Source organism: Embleya sp. NPDC020886 (genome assembly GCF_044333915.1).
GTDB lineage: Bacteria > Actinomycetota > Actinomycetes > Streptomycetales > Streptomycetaceae > Embleya.
This window is the reverse complement of record NZ_JBIRRX010000001.1, coordinates 169000-186084: the sequence shown is the minus strand read 5'-3', so window position 1 is coordinate 186084 and position 17085 is coordinate 169000. Positions and strand designations below refer to the sequence as shown.

Below are 17085 nucleotides of genomic sequence, written 5' to 3'. Positions count from 1 at the left end.
GTCTTCGCCGTTGGGACATTGGTAGGGGAGAGCAGCATGGCGAACACGGGCGAGTCGGACACACCGCCGGTGGTGGTGGGCACGGACGGCTCGGAACACGGCGATCGGGCGGTGGCCCACGCCGCCGAGGCGGCGGCGCGGCGCGGCGCACCGCTGCGCATCCTGCACGCGATCCGGATGCCGATGGCCACGCCCGGCTTCGAGACGGTGGAACCCGACGAGGACACCCGCCGGGCGGCCGAGGCGCTGGTCCGCGACGCCGGTGCGGCGGCGCTGCGGCGCCATCCGGACCTGGTCGTGCAGGCCCGGGTCGGCTACGGCCTGCCAGGGGACGCGCTGCTCGCGGCGGCCGAGGGCGCGCTGTTGCTGGTCGCCGGGTCGCGCGGGCGCGGCGGGTTCGTCGGCCTGCTCCTGGGCTCGGTCTCGCGGTTCCTGGCCGCGCGCACGACGTGCCCGCTGCTGATCGTGCGCGGCGAGCACGGGACGCCGGCGCTCGGGCCGGCCGGGGCGGACGTGCTGCTCGGGGTGCAGGGCGACGGCGACGACCGGGCGGTGCGGGCCGCGTTCGAGGCGGCCCGCGAGCGGGGTCTGCCGGTGCGGGCGGTGCACGCGTGGAGTTGGCCCGGCTACGCGGGACTGGCCGGGCCCGGCGAGGCGGACATGCGCGCGGTCGCGCAGGTGCACGCGACCGCGCTGGAGGGTGCGCTGGCTCCGGCGCGGGCGCGGTTTCCCGACGTCGAGGTGCGCACGGACTCGGTGATGGCGGACGCGGCCGGCGCGCTCGTGGAGGCGTCGGCGGGCAGCGCGCTGGCGGTGGTCGGCGTGCGACACCGCCGCGGCCCGCTGCGGCACTGGGTCGGCCACGTCGCGACCGCCGCGATCGAGCACGCGCACTGCCCGGTCCTGGTGGTCCCGCTGGACTGAGGTGCCCGGCGCCGTGCGCGTCGGGAGACGTCCGGCGCGGCGGGCCGTGCGCCCCCGTTCGAACGGCGCTGTGCTCGGCGCCGTGAACGGCACGGTGATCGGCGCCGCACGCGGCGCTTCGATCCCGTTTCGATCAGTGCTTCAATCAGTGATTGAAAATGCCGGCGCTTCGTGGTTTGGTGCCTGCCGTGACAGCACAATCGCGGGCCCGACTGCTCGACGAGGCCGAACGGCTCTTCCTCGCCCAGGGTTACGACCGGGTCTCCGTCCGGGCGGTGAACGCCGCCGCCGGGATGAATCCGGCCGCCGTGCACTACCACTTCGGCTCCAAACGGGACCTGGTCGTGGCGCTGCTGCAACAGCGCCTGGGGCCGCTGTGGGCCGGGCCGCTGGCCGACCTGGAGCGGGCCCGGGCGGCGGGGTGGACGCCCACGGTCGGCGAGGTGGTCACGATCATCGTCGAGCCGTTCGACCGGCTGGCCCGCGAACCCAACGGGCCGATGTTGCTGCAACTGCTCGCCCGTACCGTGCTCTCCGGGCACGAACTGCCGTGGGACGACCCGTGGTTTCGGCACGGACCGTGGCGCGCGCTGTTGGCCTCGGCGCGCCCGGACCTGAGCGCCCGGGAGATCGCCGACCGTTGGCGGCTCGCCTTCGACCTGTTGCTCCAGCTCTACGGCCAACCCGTGGCGGACGCGTTCGTACCGCCCCCCGCCGCCGCGGCCGTCGTCGGGTTCGTCACCGCCGGCCTCGACGCCCCCCGGCCGGCCGACCCGCCGGCCGACGCGTCCGCACCCGGCCCGTCCCTGCCCGGCCCGTCCCCGACCGCCCGCACAGAACGAGGTGCCTCGTGATACCCGACGTCTTCGCCCCCGCCACGCTCGGCCCGCTGACGCTGCGCAACCGGATCATCAAGGCCGCGACGTTCGAGGGAGCCACCCCGGACGCGCTGGTCACCGACGACCTGATCGAATACCACCGGCGTCCGGCCGCGGGCGGCATCGGGATGACCACCGTGGCCTACTGCGCGGTCGCCCCCGAGGGCCGCACCGACCGGCACCAGATCTGGATGCGCCCCGAGGCGGTACCCGGACTTCGCCGGCTCACCGACGCGGTGCACGCCGAGGGCGCGGCGGTCTCGGCGCAGCTCGGCCACGCCGGTCCGGTGGCCAACGCCAAGTCCAATCGCCGGCCCGCGCTGTCCGCCGGACGCATGTTCAATCCGCTCTCCATGCGCGTCACGCAGGCCGCGACCGAGGCGGACATCGACCGGATCACCCGCGCGCACGCCGACGCCGCGCTGCTCGCGATCGAGTCCGGCTTCGACGCGGTGGAGATCCACCTCGGCCACAACTACTTCGCCAGCGCCTTCCTCAGCCCCAAGCTCAACCGCCGCAAGGACGCCTACGGCGGCTCGCTCGCCAACCGGGCCAAGGTCGCCCGCGGTGTGTGTCGGGCGGTGCGGGACGCGGTGGGCGACCGGATCGCGGTGACCGCCAAGCTCAACATGGAGGACGGCGTCCCGGGCGGCATCCAGCTCGACGAGAGCATCCGGACCGCTCGTTGGCTGGAGGAGGACGGCTCGCTGGACGCGCTGGAGCTGACCGCGGGCAGCTCGCTGCTCAACCCGATGTATCTCTTCCGCGGCGATGCCCCGGTGCCGGAGTTCGCCGCGACCTTCCCGCAGCCGCAGCGGCTGGGCGTCAAGCTGATCGGCAAGCAGATCCTGCGCTCGTACCCGTACGAGGAGGCCTACCTGCTCGCCTCCGCCCGGCGGTTCCGGGCCGAACTCAAGCTCCCGCTGATCCTGCTGGGCGGCATCACCAACCGGAGCACGATGGACCTCGCGATGACCGAGGGCTTCGAATTCGTCGCGATGGGCCGCGCGGTGCTGCGCGAGCCCGACCTGATCAACCGGATCGCGGCCGAAGCCGAGACCGAGTCGTTGTGCATCCACTGCAACAAGTGCATGCCGACCATCTACAGCCGCACCCGCTGCGTCGTGATCGAGCCGGACGCGTAGACCCGGTCGCCCGCCCGGGCCCGCGAGCCGGACGTTTGGAACAGGCGCCCACGACGCCGGGCGGGCCGAGTACGGCCCGCCCGGCGTCGTGGGCGGTGGACGGCCGGTCGTGGGCCGGTCGTCCGCGCTCAGACCAGGTAGCGGCTGATCGCGTCGATCACACAGGCCGGCTTGGCCGAGTCGGCGATCTCGACGGTGATCCGGGTGGTCACCTGGATGCCGCCGGCGATGTCGGCGACCGCCACGATCTCCGCGCCGCCGCGCACCCGGGAGCCGACCGGGACCGGCGCCGGGAAGCGCACCTTGTCCACGCCGTAGTTCACCCCCATCGAGATGTTGCGCACCTCGACGATCTGCGGCAGGAACAGGTTGGACAGCGCCATGGTCAGGTAACCGTGGGCGATCGGCGCGCCGAACGGGCCCTCCTTCGCCTTCTCCACGTCCACGTGGATCCACTGGTGGTCGCCGGTCGCGTCGGCGAACAGGTTGATCCGCTCCTGGGTGATCTCCAGCCACTCGCTGTGGCCGAGGTGCTTGCCCACCGAGTCCTTGATCTGCTGGAGGTCGGTGAAGACGGTGGCCGCCATGTGCGCTCCCGATCGTTTCTGATGGTCTGTCAGATCAGCTCTCCCGGGTATACCAGACCGGCCCGCCCGAGACGATCAGGCGGTCGGGATCCAGGCCACCTGACGCACGTCGGCGAGCCGGTCCACCGAGATGCCCGCCGCCGAGACGGTCCACAGGTCGGTCCCGATCACCAGCGAGCGCTGGATGTTCGCGCCCGGGTGGGTGACCCGACCCACCTCGACGATCGAAGAGCCCTGGATCCGCAACACCAGTGCGTACGCGCCGGCGCTCGGGTACTTCTCACCCGGGGCGATCTGCGGCTGCGCCGCGCGGTAGGAGTCGTTCACCGGCACCACCACGGTGCCGTCCTTGGCCCAGTACAGGAACGCGTGCGCGTTCTGCTCGGCCTGCGAGTTCGCGCCCGGCAGCGCGTACTGCGCGATCCGGGTCGGATCGGCCAGGGTGCTCACGTCGAACAACGACACCTGGGTGCCCAGACGCCGGCCGCCGTCGGTGGCGTCCTGGCCGACACCGATCAGCCGGCCGTCGGCGATCGGGTGCAGGTAGGCCGAGTAGCCGTTGATCTTGAGCTCGCCGACCGTCCTGGGGTTGCGCGGGTCGCTCAGGTCGAGCGTGTACAGCGGGTCGGTCTGCCGGAAGGTCACCACGTAGGCGAGCGGGCCGACGAAGCGCACGGCCATGATGCGTTCGGTCCGGCCCAGGCCGCCCACCCGGCCGATCGGGGTCAGCCGGTCGCCGCTGCGGGCCAGTACGGTGACCACCGACTCGGTGCCGGTGCGCGGTGCGATCGGCGGCGACACGTCCCGCGGCGGGCCGGGGGTGGCCTCGGTGGGGTCGCTCGGGGCGATCGCGCCGCGCGGCGCGGCGTCCGGGACGGCCTGTCCCGACGCGGCGCTGCCCGGGGCGCTGCCGCGGGTCGTCTCGTTGCGGGGGAGGCCGCCGGGCACGGTCCCGGGAATCGTCGGGTCGCCGGGCTGGAGCGTGGTGGCCACGCGCAGGTTGCCCGCGTGCTCGGACATCGCGTACTCGTTGACCATCGCCCCCGAGACCGCGCCGGTGCCGACCAGCTTCGGCGTGCCCTTGCCGGAGATGTCGAGCTGGTTGATCGTGGTCGTCGTGTTCGGTGGTCCGCCGCCGATCACCTTCGCGTCCTTGGACACGGTGCGCCGCATGACGGTGGTCGCCAGGTAGAGGTTGGACTCCGAGGCGTACACGTTGTCCACGTCGGCGGCGACCGTCACCGGATCGCCCTTGTCCAGGTCGCGGGTCAGGTCGAAGGACAACACGCTCAGCGTCGCGGCGCCGGTGTGCCCGGGTTCGCCGGGCTTGGCCTGCGGCCGGCTGACCCGGTCGCAGCCGACCAGATTGCCGGAATCGGTCCGGCCGTTCGCGGCCAGGGTGAACTGCGGCAGCCAGTCCGCGGCGGTCGAGCGCTGGACCAGGTCCTTGGCCTTGCCCGGTGACGTGGCCGAGGACAGGGACAGGCGAGGCCGCGAGCGCACCACGATCCGCGCGGTACTGCCGATCTGCCGCCCGTCCGTGTAGCTGCCGTCCACCGACAGGTCGCCGATCACCCGGGGCGCGGCGGTCAGATCCACCAGCACGAAGCGGGCCCGGCTGTCCGGGAGCAGACGTGAGGAACCGCCCGGATCGACCGGGATCGGCGCCATCTTGCCCGAACCCCCCTTGCTCTTGGGCAGGTTCGAGGAGCCGCCCAGGATCAGCAGGGCCCGATCGCCGAACAGCAGCAGATCGCTCGCCCGCGCGCCCGGCACCTCCAGCGTGCCGGAGACCCGGTGGGTCGCGGCGTCCACCACGCTCAGCCGGCCGTCGGCCACGGTCAGCACCCGACGCCCGTCGGTCTTGACCAGGTCGGGCTCGTCGACGCCCCGCTCCTGGGTGTTGGTGGTCGAGTGCTCCGGCGCGGTGGGCGCCGCCTTGTCCTCGGCCAGCCCCGGAGGGGCCGCCGCCCTGGGTGCGGCGGCCGGTGCCTCGCCGGCGTCCGCCATCGCCCCGGGCGGAATCCCGTCGGACTTCGTGGTGTCGGGGGACTTCCGGTCGGCCAGGGTGCGCAGCGCCGCCGCCCGGAAGTCGTCGACCAGTGCGCCGCACGAGTCGAACGCGGTGAGCCGCATCGTCTCGTCGGACGCGGCGGCCGTGCGGACCGGATCCGGCTTCGAGTCGCCGCCGGAGGAGGTGCAACCGCTGACGACGAGTCCCGCCGTCAGCACGAATATCGGCAGGGCCGCGGCCCCGCGCGTGGAACGGTCGTGGATTCGCATGGCCATCCGACGCAGCACACTCCGGCACGGTTCCCGGACCCGGAACGGGGCAGGTTTGCGGTCGGCCGATCGCGGTCGTGAAGGGGGAACCTCGATGAAACCGTGGCCCGGACACCCGTTTCCGCTGGGTGCCTCCTACGACGGAACGGGCGTCAACTTCGCCCTGTACAGCGACGTCGCCGACGCCGTCGACCTGTGCCTGATCGACGACGACCGCGCCGAGGAACGGGTGCCGCTACGCGAGGTGGACGGCGGCATCTGGCACGGCTACCTGCCCGGACTGCAACCCGGGCGGCGCTACGGCTACCGCGTGCACGGCCCGTGGGACCCCGGCCGGGGCCTGCGCTGCAATGCGAACAAGCTGCTCCTGGACCCGTACGGCAAAGCCTTCGACGGCGATATCCGCTGGGGCCAACCGGTGTTCGGGTACACCTTCGGCGACCCGGAGCGGATGGACGAGAGCGACTCGGCGCCGCACACCACGACTTCGGTGGTGGTCAACCCGTACTTCGACTGGGGCGACGACCACCGGCCCGGGCACGAGTACCACGACACGGTGATCTACGAGGCGCACGTGCGCGGGTCGACGATGCGCCATCCGGACATCCCGGCGGAGATCCGCGGCACCTACGCGGGCCTGGCCCACCCGGCGATGATCGATCACTTCCGCTCGCTGGGGGTCACCGCGGTCGAGTTGATGCCGGTGCACCAGTTCGTCGACGACGGCCACCTGGTCGCCCGGGGGTTGGCCAACCACTGGGGCTACAACACGATCGGCTTCTTCGCGCCGCATGCCGCCTACTCCTCGACCGGCTCGCTGGGGCAGCAGGTTCAGGAGTTCCGCTACCTGGTGAAGTGCCTGCACCAGGCCGGTATCGAGGTGATCCTGGACGTGGTCTACAACCACACCGCGGAGGGCAACCACCTGGGTCCGACGCTTTCCCTGCGCGGAATCGACAACGGCGCCTACTACCGGCTCTCCGAACAGGATCCGCGCCACTACTGGGACACCACCGGCACCGGCAACTCGCTGCGCATGTCGCACCCGCACGTGCTCCAGATGATCATGGACTCACTGCGCTACTGGGTCACCGAGATGCACGTCGACGGCTTCCGCTTCGACCTCGCGGCGGCGCTGGCCCGGCAGTTCTACGAGGTGGACAAGCTCTCCGCGTTCTTCGACCTGGTCCAGCAGGACCCGGTGGTCAGCCGGGTCAAGCTGATCGCCGAGCCGTGGGACGTCGGCGACCAGGGCTACCAGGTGGGCAACTTCCCGCCGCTGTGGACGGAGTGGAACGGCCGGTACCGGGACACCGTGCGCGACCTGTGGCGCGGTGTGCCGGGCGTGCTCCCGGACTTCGCCGCCCGGCTCACCGGATCCGGCGACATGTATCGTCACGACGGCCGGCGGCCGACCGCGTCGGTCAACTTCGTCACCGCGCACGACGGCTTCACGCTGCACGACCTGGTCTCCTACGAGCACAAGCACAACGAGGCCAACGGTGAGGACGGCCGGGACGGGGAGGAGCACAACCGGTCCTGGAACTGCGGCGTGGAGGGCGAGAGCACCGACATCGAGATCCTCGCGCTGCGCGAGAAGACCAAGCGCAACCTGGTCGCGACGCTGCTGTTGTCCCAGGGGGTGCCGATGTTGCTGTACGGGGACGAGATCGCCCGCACCCAGCGCGGCAACAACAACGCGTACTGCCAGGACAACGAGGTCTCCTGGGTCGACTGGGAACGCGGCCGGGAGCACTGGGTGTTCCTGGAATGGGTGCAACTGTTGATCCGGCTGCGCCGCGAGCATCCGGTGTTTCGCCGCCGGCGCTTCCCGCGCGGGGCGTCGGTGGACGAGGTCAGGCCGGCCGACATCGTGTGGTTCGGGCCCGGCGGGCGGCCGATGACCGAGGCGGACTGGCAGGCCGGATTCAACAAGGCGATCTCGGTCTTCTTCGACGGCGACGCGATCGGCGAACCCGGCCCGCGCGGCGAACCGATCCGGGACGATTCGTTCTTCCTGCTGATCAACGCGCACGAGGGGGACCTGGACTTCACCCTGCCGCCCGCCGAATACGGCGCGGCGTGGGCAACGGTGCTGGACAGCGCGATGGTGCTGCTCGATCGGGACCGACCCGCGGCCAAGGCGGGCACTTCCGTACTCCTGGAGGCGCACTCGTTGCGGCTGCTGCGCCGGCTGTTCTGACGGCCCCGCCCGGTGTCGGAGCGGCCGTCGACCACGAGTGCCGTTGTTCCGGGGCGGGGCACACTCATCCCTGCGGCGGTTGTCTAGGGGTTGGGCCAAGGGTTATCCCTGATGGACCACGGTGCCTCGACGGCGCATGCTGTACGAAGCCGTGTGCACAGCGAGAGGAGCCGCGCATGCACCCGAACTCCGGTCCTCATCCACCCCATTGGTACGGTATGCCCGCGCATATGCGGGTCGGCGACGCGGATCGCGAACGTACGATCGAACACCTGAAGTTTGCCTACGGCGAAGGCAGGTTGAACGCCGACGAGTTCGAGGAGCGGGTGGCCGCGGCGCTGGCCGGGCGCACCCGGGCGGACCTGGAGGCGCTGCTCGACGATCTGCTGATGCCGATGACGGGGCCGCCGCCGATGCCGATGCACCGCGTGATGCCCGGACCGCCGATGCCGCCGCCGTGGTGGTTGGATCGGCCCGTCGCGAAGTACGAGCGGCTGCGTCCGGGGCGGGAGCGGGGCTGGGGCGCGGCGGCGCACTGGAGCGGTTTCTGTGCGCCCGTGATCGGTCCGTACGTGATCCGCAAGACGGCGGGCGCCGACTCGGAGTTCGTCCGGGACAACGCCAAGGCGGCGCTGAACTTCCAGCTCACCTGCCTGCTCTCGTTCGTGCTGGCGCCGATCCTGGGCCTGCTCGGCGACTTCGGCGGCCTGCTGATCGGCCTGATGTTCTCGTCGATCGCGGTCTGCGCCATCCTCGGCGGGGCCCGGGCGGCCGGCGGCGACGTGATGCGCTACCCGATCAGCCTGCGTCCGATCAAATGAGTCGGTCCCCGGCGGGGGGCTCGGCGAGGGCTCTTACGCCCCGGCCGGGTTGGCGCGACGGGTGGGGCGACTGCTGCGGCTGAGTCGGCTCGGGCGGGTCCAGAGCAGGAGTTCGCCGCCGGGCGGGGAGACCACTCCGCCGTGCGCCGGGTCACCCGCGAACCAGACGTCGCCGCCGTCGCACTTGTGCAGGTGCCACCAGCGGTGCGACATGGACACCACGGTCAGTGCGTACTGCGTGCCGTCGCCGGCGCGGTGGCCGATCACCAGCGGCGGTCCCCACGCCCCGTCGCCGTCGGCCGGATCGCGGAAGCGGCACGAGCAGGTCACCCACGGATGGCGGGCCAGCGTGCGGCGCATCCGGCGGCCCAGGACCAGCGCGCCGATCCCGATCACCAGGGCCACCAGGCCGACCACGAGGGGGACCGTGCCCCAGCCGCCCCAGGCGGCGTCGCCGCCGTCCTCGGCCGTGGACAAAATCGCGAACCAGGTCCCCGTGCAGGCCAGACCGATCACCGTGGTCACGGCGGCGCGCAGCCGATACACCCGCAATGCCCGAGCCGTCGCGTGCAAGGAGAGAGCCACGTCCTCCCGCTGCTCGCTACCCATGGCAGCACCCTAAGCAGGCGCGGGCGGCAATGGTGAACCGGTACGTGTCGGGCGCGCCCACCACGGGTGCGCACCGCGCCGCCGGCGCACCGGGGCCGATACCCGTTGGGGGTAATGGCCGCGGTGCGCGCGACGAATGCTCAGTAGGTCAGGCCGTGCCCGAACCCGAACACCGGGTCGGTGCCGTCCTGCGGCACGTCCGAGCGCTGGGCGCGCACGTCGGCCATCGAGCGCGGCAGCTCGAACGGCAACCTGCCCTCGGGCCGCACCCGACCGAACAGCGCGTCCAGCAACGGCGCGTCGGCGCAGCCGTAGTTCGCCACGAGCGCGGCCGACCCGGCGGCGATCTCCGGGATCACCGCCGGGCGTTCCAGGTAGATGTCCACCACGGTGGGCACCGTCGCGCACAGGTCCAGGATCGGGGTCAGCTCGGCCTCGGGGAACTCCAGCGAACCCGCGTGGAAGAACTGCTCGAAGGCGCCCTCACGAGGCTCGAACGGGGTCTTGATCCGCACGATCGCGACGTCCGCCTCCTCGGGAGTGGCCACCACCGTGCCGTATCGGGCGGCCACCTCGGGGTCGATGCCCCGGACGTGGACGCGCGTGCCCTCGCCCAGCGGCAGCACCGACTCGTTCTTGAGCACCGTGACCGACCTGCTCTGCGCGCGCAGCCCGGCTGCGATGCCGGCGTCCGTGCCGACCAGCTCGGCGGCGGCGGCCGGGTCCACGAACGGGTGGTCGAACAGACCCAGGACGAACTTCTCCCGGAGCAGACGCCGGACCGACAGGTCCAACCGCTCCTCGGTGAGCCGACCCGCCCGCACCAGCGCGACGACCTGCTCGGGGATGTGCTCGCCGCCGAACTGGTCGCAGCCCGCCTCGATCACCCGCGACACCCGATCCGGCACGGACAGGTCCTCGACCCCCCAGGCCCGCGCGGGCATGGGCCGGCCCATGATGTTCGCGTCGGAGATCAGGCCCCAGTCGGTGCACACGATGCCGTCGAAGCCCAGCCGTTCGCGCAACAGGCCGGTGATGACGCCCTTGTTGAAGCCGAACGCGACGGCCTCGTGCTCGGTGTCGATCGGCATGCCGTAGTAGGGCATCATCTGCGAGGTCCCGGCCGCGAGCGCCTTCTTGAACGGCTCCAGGTGGTAGTCGAAGTTGTCGCCGGGATAGACGTGCTCGCGTCCGTACGCGAAGTGCGGGTCCTCGCCGTCGAGCTGCGGGCCGCCACCGGGGAAGTGCTTGGTCATGCAGGCCACCGACTCGGTGTTCAGCGTCTCGCCCTGCGCGCCGCGGATGTAGGCGGCCACCAGCTTGCCGGTCAGCTCGGCGTCCTCGCCGAAGGTGCCGTTGATCCGCGACCAGCGCGGTTCGGTGGCGAGGTCGATCTGCGGGTGCAGCGCGAGCCGGATGCCGACCGCGAGGTATTCACGGCGCATCAGGTCGGCGAACTCGCGGACCGACTCCTCGTCGCCGATCGCGGCCAGGCCGAGCGTCTCGGGATATTGCGAGAAGCCCTCGGCGTACGCGGCGGTGCCGGGGTTGTCGGTGAAGTGGTGCCGGGGGTCGGTGGAGAGCGTGATCGGGATGCCCAGCCGGGTCTCCAGCGCCAGTTCCTGGATCCGGTTGTGCCACTGCGCGATGTGCTCGGGCCGACCGCCGCCGACCAGGTTGAAGTGGTTCATCCCCTTCTCGGCGATCATCTCCCGCACGGTGAAGTCGAACGGCAACAGATCCTTGTCGTCCGGCAGCGTGCCCTCGGGGCCCATGACCGCGATGGTCTGGAACATCAGACCGGCCTTCTCCTCGACCGTCATCCGGCCGAGCAGGTCCGCGACCCGTTCCTCGATCGACAACGATGCGTCCTCGTAGGGGCAGGTCGCGGCGCGGAACCGGCTGCGCGCGGTGATCTCGGTCATGGATCCTCCGTCAAAACCTAGTGGTCAGTAGGTTTTCTAACACGAGGCGACCCTTCGGCGCCGGCGCGATCGGCGTGCGACTTCGAAGTCGTTTGTTCACCTCGTGGTCGTTCCGCCGCCGGCCGGCCCGCACGGGGGAGCGCGAACGCTCCGTACAATGGGCCGAATGCGCGCCGGGGGCACGGCGTGGTCGCGGGCGTGTCGCCGCGACGGCGTGGCCGACGATGCGGAGCGGATCACCCACCTATGGGGTCCGGCCCATCGGCGCATCGGGCGCATACACACATGGGTACGAGGGGCGGACGCAGGTTGGACACCGTGCGGGGCTTGCTCGACTCGCTGCGGGATTTCCTCGACCACGGCGCGTGGACGCACTGGCCGCTCCCGGTCTCGGTGGCGATCTTCACCGTGGTCTGCGCGCTGAGCGTGGCCGCGCTCGTCCCCAAGTCGTTGTTCGCGCCGATCGCGGGTGCACTGTTCGGCGCGATCGGCGGCACGGTGGTGACCCTGGTCGGAGCCACCCTGGGCGCGCTGATCAGCCTCTACCTGGGCCGCCGGCTGGGCCGGGAGCGGATCGGCGGCTGGCTGCACAAGCGTGAGGCGCTGGCCGTGCTCGATCGCCGACTCTCCCGAGACGGCCTGGTGCCGATCACGATCCTGCGGATGATCCCGGTGATCCCCTCCTCGGTGGTCAGCTACGGCGCGGCGGCGACCAGGATCCGCACCGGCCACTTCCTGCTCGGCACCGCGCTGGGCATGTTGCCGATGACGATGGTCCAGTGCGCGGCGGGAGCCTCGGTACGCAGCGGCCTGTCCACGCCGGTCGTGGTCAGCGTGTTCGTCGGCTGCGTCGCGCTCGCACTGGGCATGGTCGCGGTGCGCCGGCGCGGCGAGCCGGCGGATTCGGCGCCGGGCGAGTCGGCGGCGCCGGTGCCCGCACAGGGGTCGGAGACGCCCCGGCCGTCGGTCGCGCCACAGGCGGCGCCCGCCCCGAAGTCGTCCGCCGCACCGCGCTCGCCCGTCGCCCCGCAGGTGTCGGACGCCCCGCGGGCCCGGGACACGGGCGAATAGACCACCGGCCGCCCGCAGGTCAAGGCCGCCGGCACCCGGCGGGTCCGACGGGAGTTCGAGGACCCGCCTAATCTGGACGCATGCGGGCCGAAGTGGGGGAGCACGGGGAGCCGGTGGAGCAGCCGGCAAGCACGCGGGCACGGATCGTCGGCGTGGACGTCGCCCGCGCCCTCGCCATCCTGGGCATGTTCGCCTCACACGTCGGCCCCGACCCCTACGACGGCGGCGTGGACACCCTGGTTCAGGGCGTCTCCGGCCGTGCCTCCGCGCTGTTCGCGTTCCTGGCCGGCGTCTCGCTGGTGCTGATGTCCGGCCGGGCACCGCTGCGCGGTCGCAGTCGGCGCACCTCGGCCGTCGTGGTCCGGGTGTTGATCAGGGCCGTGTTGTTGATCCCGCTCGGCATGTGGCTGGCCGATCTGGACACCGGCGTGCTGGTCATCCTCGCCTTCTACGGCCTCTACTTCCTGCTCGCCTGGCCCGCGCTGTGGCTGGACACCCGCGCGCTGGTGCTGCTCGCGGCGGGCTGGGCCCTGCTCGGGCCGATCGCCTCGTACCTGCTGCGCAGGAGCGGCGGCACCGGCGACGTTCGCTACGCGGCACCCGGCTTCGACGACTGGCAGGGCCCGGGTCACCTGTTCGAGACGCTGTTCCTGACCGGCAGCTACCCGGCGATCACCTGGCTGCCGTTCGTCTTCGCCGGGATGGCGGTCGGACGGCTGCGACTTGCCGACCTGCGGGTCCAGCGCGCGTTCGTCGGGATCGGTACCGGGCTGGCCGTGCTCGGGTACGGCGGGTCCTGGCTCGTGGTCGAGATGTTCACCGGCGACCGACTCGCCCGCGACGCGGAGCCGTCCGGCGTGTTCGACCTGATCCACAGCCGGGTCGGCTCGGTCCCGGTGTCCGATCCCGCGTGGTTGACCGTCGCCGAGGGCCACACCGGCACGCCGTTCGAGATCGTCGGCGCGATCGGCGTGGCCCTGGCCCTGCTCGGCCTGACCCTGCTGGCCTGCCGCGCCTGGATCGGCCGGATCGTGCTCGACCCGCTGATCTGCGTCGGGGCGATGGCGCTCACCGTGTACACCGCCCACCTGATCGTGATCGAGCGCTGGTTCCCGCTCGACGCCGCGCAGAGCTGGAAGCGGCTGCTCGGCTTCGCCGTCACCGCGCTGCTGTTGTGCTGGATCTGGCGGCACGTGTTGCGCAAGGGCCCGATGGAGGCGGCCCTGCACGTGCTCTCCGCGTTCCCCGCCCGCTGGGTGCGCGGGTCGACCCGGCCGGCCGAGTCGACCCGGCCGCAGGGGGGTGGGCCGACCTCGGCGGGCTCGATGGTGCACGAGTCGGATCGGTAGTACCCGGCTCGGATCGGCGATGCCCGGGGTATCGGGCCGCAGCCCCGGTCAGCCCAGCAACCCCTGGGCCCTCGCGCGGGCGAGCCAGCCGGGGTACTCGTTCGTCATCATCTCGTAGAGCTGTCCGTCCGGGACGTTCGCCGGATCCTGCACCGAGAAGAAGTCGGCGTTGTCGACGTAACGGCCGGTCAGGTCGTCCAACTCCTCCAGGAACGAGAAGCCGCCCGGCCGACCGAGCCCCATGAACTGCCAGAAGATCGGCTCGAAGCTGGAGTAGGTCATCTGCTCGCGCGTCGCATCGCGGGAGGTGGTCTGGCCGTCGGTGATGAACATGACGTAGACGGGCAGGTCGTTGGCGAGCGGCTGGTGCCGCGGCCCGCTGCCGCCGAAGTAGTGCTCGCGGACCAGCCGCATGGCGCCGGCGTAGTCGGTCGAGCCCTCCAGCCCCGGGTTCTTGCGGATCCGCTCGGCCCAGCCCTGGTACTCGCCCAGCCCGAGTTGGCCGATCGCGTGGCCGCGGGAGCCGAACAGGAACACGTCCACGGCCGCGTTGTCGTCGAAGCGCAGGCCGAGCGAGAGCACCCGCTCCGCGAGCGCCTGCACCTTGCCGCGCTTGAACAGCGACTGCATCGAGTACGAGATGTCCAGGCACAGGGCGACCCGCGCGGTGTGCTCGCCGAGGCCGCGCTTCTCCAGGCTCACGGCGGCCTGCTTGGTCAGGTTGAGCAACTGCGGGTGCCCCTCCCGGGCGAGCCGCTTCTCCATGTCGACCAGATTCTGCTTCTTCAGGCCGACCGCGGGTGCTGCGGGCGGCGGCGTGCTCGGCCTGGCGGGCGCCGGCGTGCTCGGGGCGCTCGGCGTGCTTGCCGCGCTCGGCGCGTCGTCGGCGGCGACCTCGATGCCGAAGTCGGTGGCCAGGCCGGTCAGCCCGGACGCGTACCCCTGGCCGACCGCGCGGAACTTCCAGGCCCCGCCGCGCAGATAGAACTCGCCGAACAGGAACGCCGTCTCGGTGGACGCCTCGTCGATGTCGAATTCGGCGATCGGACCGCCCTGCGCGGACACCACGTGCAGGGCCAGCCCCGGCACCTGCCCGAACGTGCCGCCGTCGGCGGACGCGCCGATCACCACCCGCTCGACGTCCGCCGGCATCGCGGCCAGGTTCACCCGGATCGTGTCGGTGACGAAGCCGTCGGCGGCGGGCCGCTTACCGTCGTGTCGGACCGCGCCGGCGGCGTCCGAGGGCTGGTTGTAGAAGACGAAATCCGCCTCCGTGCGCACCTTCCCGGCGGCGTTCAGCAGCAGCGCCGAGGCGTCCACGTCGGGGGCACCCGCCGCGCGCCAGGTCAGGACCGCCCGAAGCTCGGCAGTCGGTACCGGAGTGTTCCCGCCCTTGCTTATCTTCGCCATGCCGCCCATCTTGCCCTTCTCGGGCAACGAAGGTGGGCGGGCGCCCGGCCCGGCCGCCGGGACCACGCTTCGCACGCACGAACGAGCGGGTCCCGCCGGTGTCTTCGGCGCGGTCGGGGCGGGCCCCGGTGCGCGCGGGCGCATGGGGCCCGGGCGTGCAGTGCCCGCCGCCGGGTGTGCCCGTGTCCGCGACCGTGCCGCGCGGTCAGGCGCCGGTGAGTGCCGGTGCCCGCTCGTCCGGCACCGCGACCGGCCGCGCGTCGGTGGTGGCCGCCGCGAGGGTGAGCGGCATGGTCGTGATGGGGCTCGGCCGCCTTGGGGCCAAGATGACGACGGGGACGGTTCGTGGCGCCCGGCCGGCGAGGGTGCTCGCGGTGTGGGCGGCGTGGGCGAGGGGGACGATGCACAGGGCGGCGGTGACGGCGATCAGGGCGCCGGTGGTGGGTGCGCCGAACGCGCCGAGGGCGGTCAGGCCGACGATCGGGCCGCAGGCGGCGCCGAAGGTGTTGGCCGACATGGCCGGCCCGCTCCACCGGCCGCGCTCGTCCAGCGTGCCGGCCACGCCCAGGACGTAGGTGGTGACCGCCTGGCAGGAGGCGTTCCAGCCGAGCAGCCCCACCGCGTACAGCACCAGCCCGCCACGCGGCGCGCAGGTCACTGCCAACACCGCCATCGCCCCCGCGGCCACCGCCGTGATCAACGGGACGGTCTTGGCCCGACCCCGCCCCGTCGACGTGGCCACCACGACCCCGAGCACCCCGGCCAACAGGCACCCGGCGCACAACACGCCCACCGTCTTCGTGGACAGCCCCACCCGCTCGGTGCCCACCCCGGAGGCGATCGCCCACAGCGCGTTCATCGCCACCGACCGCACCCCGAACGCGGTGGTCAACAACAGCCCGGCGCGCCGATGGGGCGCCGGCCCGACCGCCGCCGACGCATCGGCCGGAGCCGCCGCCGGCAGATGACGCACCATCGGCAACGCGCCCAGACCGACCGTCGCCATCAATCCCACGGTGGCCAGTCGACCGCCACCGAGCAGCGGCACCAGGGCGTACAGCCCGGTCCCGGACAGCGCCACCACCAACATCGCGATGCCGGACGTCCGGCCCGGATCACGGGTGCCGGCCATCGCGGCGGTGGCCACGGTCAGCGCCATCCCGCTGCCCGCGCCGCCGACGATCGCGCCCGCGACGGCGAGCCGGGTATTGCCGGTGATCGCCGCGAGGGCGAAGCCGCCGACCATCAGGAGCAGCCCGATCCGGGCCTGTCGTAGGCGCCCCGTGCCGCCCGCCGCGCGGGTGACGGCGGCACCCGCGAGCGCGGAGCCGAGCAGGGCTGCGGTGCCGATCGCGCCGGCGGCGGTGCCGGACAGGCCCAGGCCGGTGCGGACGGCATCGAGGAAGGCGGGCAGCAGGTTGGCCATCAGGAAGCCGGCCGAGGCCAGGATCGAGATGGCCGCGACGGCGGAGCCGGACCGGGCCGCGCGGGCGCGCGCGGGCAGGGTGAAGACGAACACGTGAAGCTCGGTTTCCGAACGGGCCGCCGGCGGCAGGCGCGGGCGCCGCCACGAGGCGGGCCGGCGAGCGCGGCGAGGCAGGGGAGCGCGGCCGGCCGAGGGCCCGTCGTGGGGACGAACGGGGCGCTTCGGCGCGGTGGGGTGCTCTGGGTGCGCGCGCGGACGTGCCCGAGGAAGGACGTACGAGCCGCGCGTGGGGCGACCGGCGGCGAAGGGCACGGTCGCGGGGGCCGCAGCGGGCGGCCGAGGCGGAAGGGGGGTGTTACACGGGCGTCCTGGCAGGAAGGCGGGGCGAGGGAGGGTCTGCGAGGCCCGGTGAGGTCGGCGTCCGACGCGACCCGCCCGGGGTACGACAAGCCCG

At 72.5% G+C, this 17085-nt stretch carries 13 protein-coding genes; 7 read left to right on the top strand and 6 right to left on the bottom strand.

Going from position 1 to position 17085, the window contains the following annotated elements; all coding sequences use genetic code 11:
• Positions 1–36: 36 nt before the first annotated feature.
• The 3 genes from ACH4U8_RS00785 to ACH4U8_RS00775 all read left to right on the top strand — a co-directional run bounded on the left by ACH4U8_RS00785 (position 37) and on the right by ACH4U8_RS00775 (position 2947).
• Positions 37–924: a universal stress protein gene (locus ACH4U8_RS00785; RefSeq protein ID WP_395775451.1), complete on the top strand. Its 888-nt coding sequence runs from the start codon at positions 37–39 to the stop codon at positions 922–924.
• Between the two features lie 188 nt (positions 925–1112).
• A complete protein-coding gene (locus ACH4U8_RS00780; RefSeq protein WP_379992786.1) occupies positions 1113–1778 on the top strand; it encodes a TetR/AcrR family transcriptional regulator in 666 nt (221 codons plus the stop codon).
• Positions 1775–2947, top strand: coding sequence for an NADH:flavin oxidoreductase (locus ACH4U8_RS00775; protein ID WP_395775450.1), 1173 nt, complete (start codon positions 1775–1777; stop codon positions 2945–2947). The genes ACH4U8_RS00780 and ACH4U8_RS00775 overlap by 4 nt, the downstream gene beginning before the upstream one ends.
• A gap of 128 nt (positions 2948–3075) precedes the next feature.
• On the opposite strand, the gene ACH4U8_RS00770 is transcribed toward ACH4U8_RS00775, so the two are convergent.
• Together ACH4U8_RS00770 and ACH4U8_RS00765 are read right to left on the bottom strand one after the other, a co-directional pair.
• On the bottom strand, positions 3076–3534 hold the full coding sequence (locus tag ACH4U8_RS00770) for a MaoC family dehydratase (protein ID WP_360314466.1): 459 nt from the start codon (positions 3532–3534) through the stop codon (positions 3076–3078).
• A 75-nt stretch (positions 3535–3609) separates the two neighbouring features.
• Positions 3610–5823, bottom strand: a complete 2214-nt coding sequence (locus tag ACH4U8_RS00765) for a beta-propeller domain-containing protein (protein ID WP_395775449.1) — start codon at positions 5821–5823, stop codon at positions 3610–3612.
• 88 nt (positions 5824–5911) lie between these two features.
• Between ACH4U8_RS00765 and glgX the strand changes: the two genes are divergently transcribed.
• The gene (gene glgX / locus ACH4U8_RS00760; RefSeq protein WP_360314470.1) at positions 5912–8020 is read left to right on the top strand and encodes a glycogen debranching protein GlgX; all 2109 of its coding nucleotides are present in this window, start codon (positions 5912–5914) and stop codon (positions 8018–8020) included.
• 218 nt (positions 8021–8238) lie between these two features.
• The gene (locus ACH4U8_RS00755; RefSeq protein ID WP_360314471.1) at positions 8239–8841 is read left to right on the top strand and encodes a DUF1707 and DUF4870 domain-containing protein; all 603 of its coding nucleotides are present in this window, start codon (positions 8239–8241) and stop codon (positions 8839–8841) included.
• A gap of 33 nt (positions 8842–8874) precedes the next feature.
• Here the strand turns inward: ACH4U8_RS00755 and ACH4U8_RS00750 are convergent, their stop codons facing one another.
• Positions 8875–9450: a hypothetical protein gene (locus ACH4U8_RS00750; RefSeq protein ID WP_360314473.1), complete on the bottom strand. Its 576-nt coding sequence runs from the start codon at positions 9448–9450 to the stop codon at positions 8875–8877.
• A gap of 140 nt (positions 9451–9590) precedes the next feature.
• The gene (locus tag ACH4U8_RS00745; RefSeq protein WP_395775448.1) at positions 9591–11375 is read right to left on the bottom strand and encodes a glycoside hydrolase family 3 protein; all 1785 of its coding nucleotides are present in this window, start codon (positions 11373–11375) and stop codon (positions 9591–9593) included.
• A 285-nt stretch (positions 11376–11660) separates the two neighbouring features.
• Here ACH4U8_RS00745 and ACH4U8_RS00740 point away from each other — a divergent pair, with 285 nt between their 5' ends.
• On the top strand, positions 11661–12446 hold the full coding sequence (locus ACH4U8_RS00740) for a TVP38/TMEM64 family protein (protein WP_360314477.1): 786 nt from the start codon (positions 11661–11663) through the stop codon (positions 12444–12446).
• Between the two features lie 80 nt (positions 12447–12526).
• Positions 12527–13795 (top strand): DUF418 domain-containing protein, encoded by a 1269-nt coding sequence (locus ACH4U8_RS00735; RefSeq protein WP_395775447.1) that lies wholly within the window; start codon positions 12527–12529, stop codon positions 13793–13795.
• 48 nt (positions 13796–13843) lie between these two features.
• Here ACH4U8_RS00735 and ACH4U8_RS00730 read toward each other — a convergent pair whose 3' ends face one another.
• Positions 13844–15205 carry a VWA domain-containing protein gene (locus tag ACH4U8_RS00730; protein WP_395775446.1) on the bottom strand — a complete coding sequence of 454 codons (1362 nt, stop codon included), beginning with the start codon at positions 15203–15205 and terminating at the stop codon, positions 13844–13846.
• Positions 15206–15410: 205 nt separating this feature from the next.
• Positions 15411–16724: an MFS transporter gene (locus ACH4U8_RS00725; protein WP_395775445.1), complete on the bottom strand. Its 1314-nt coding sequence runs from the start codon at positions 16722–16724 to the stop codon at positions 15411–15413.
• Positions 16725–17085 lie beyond the last annotated feature (361 nt).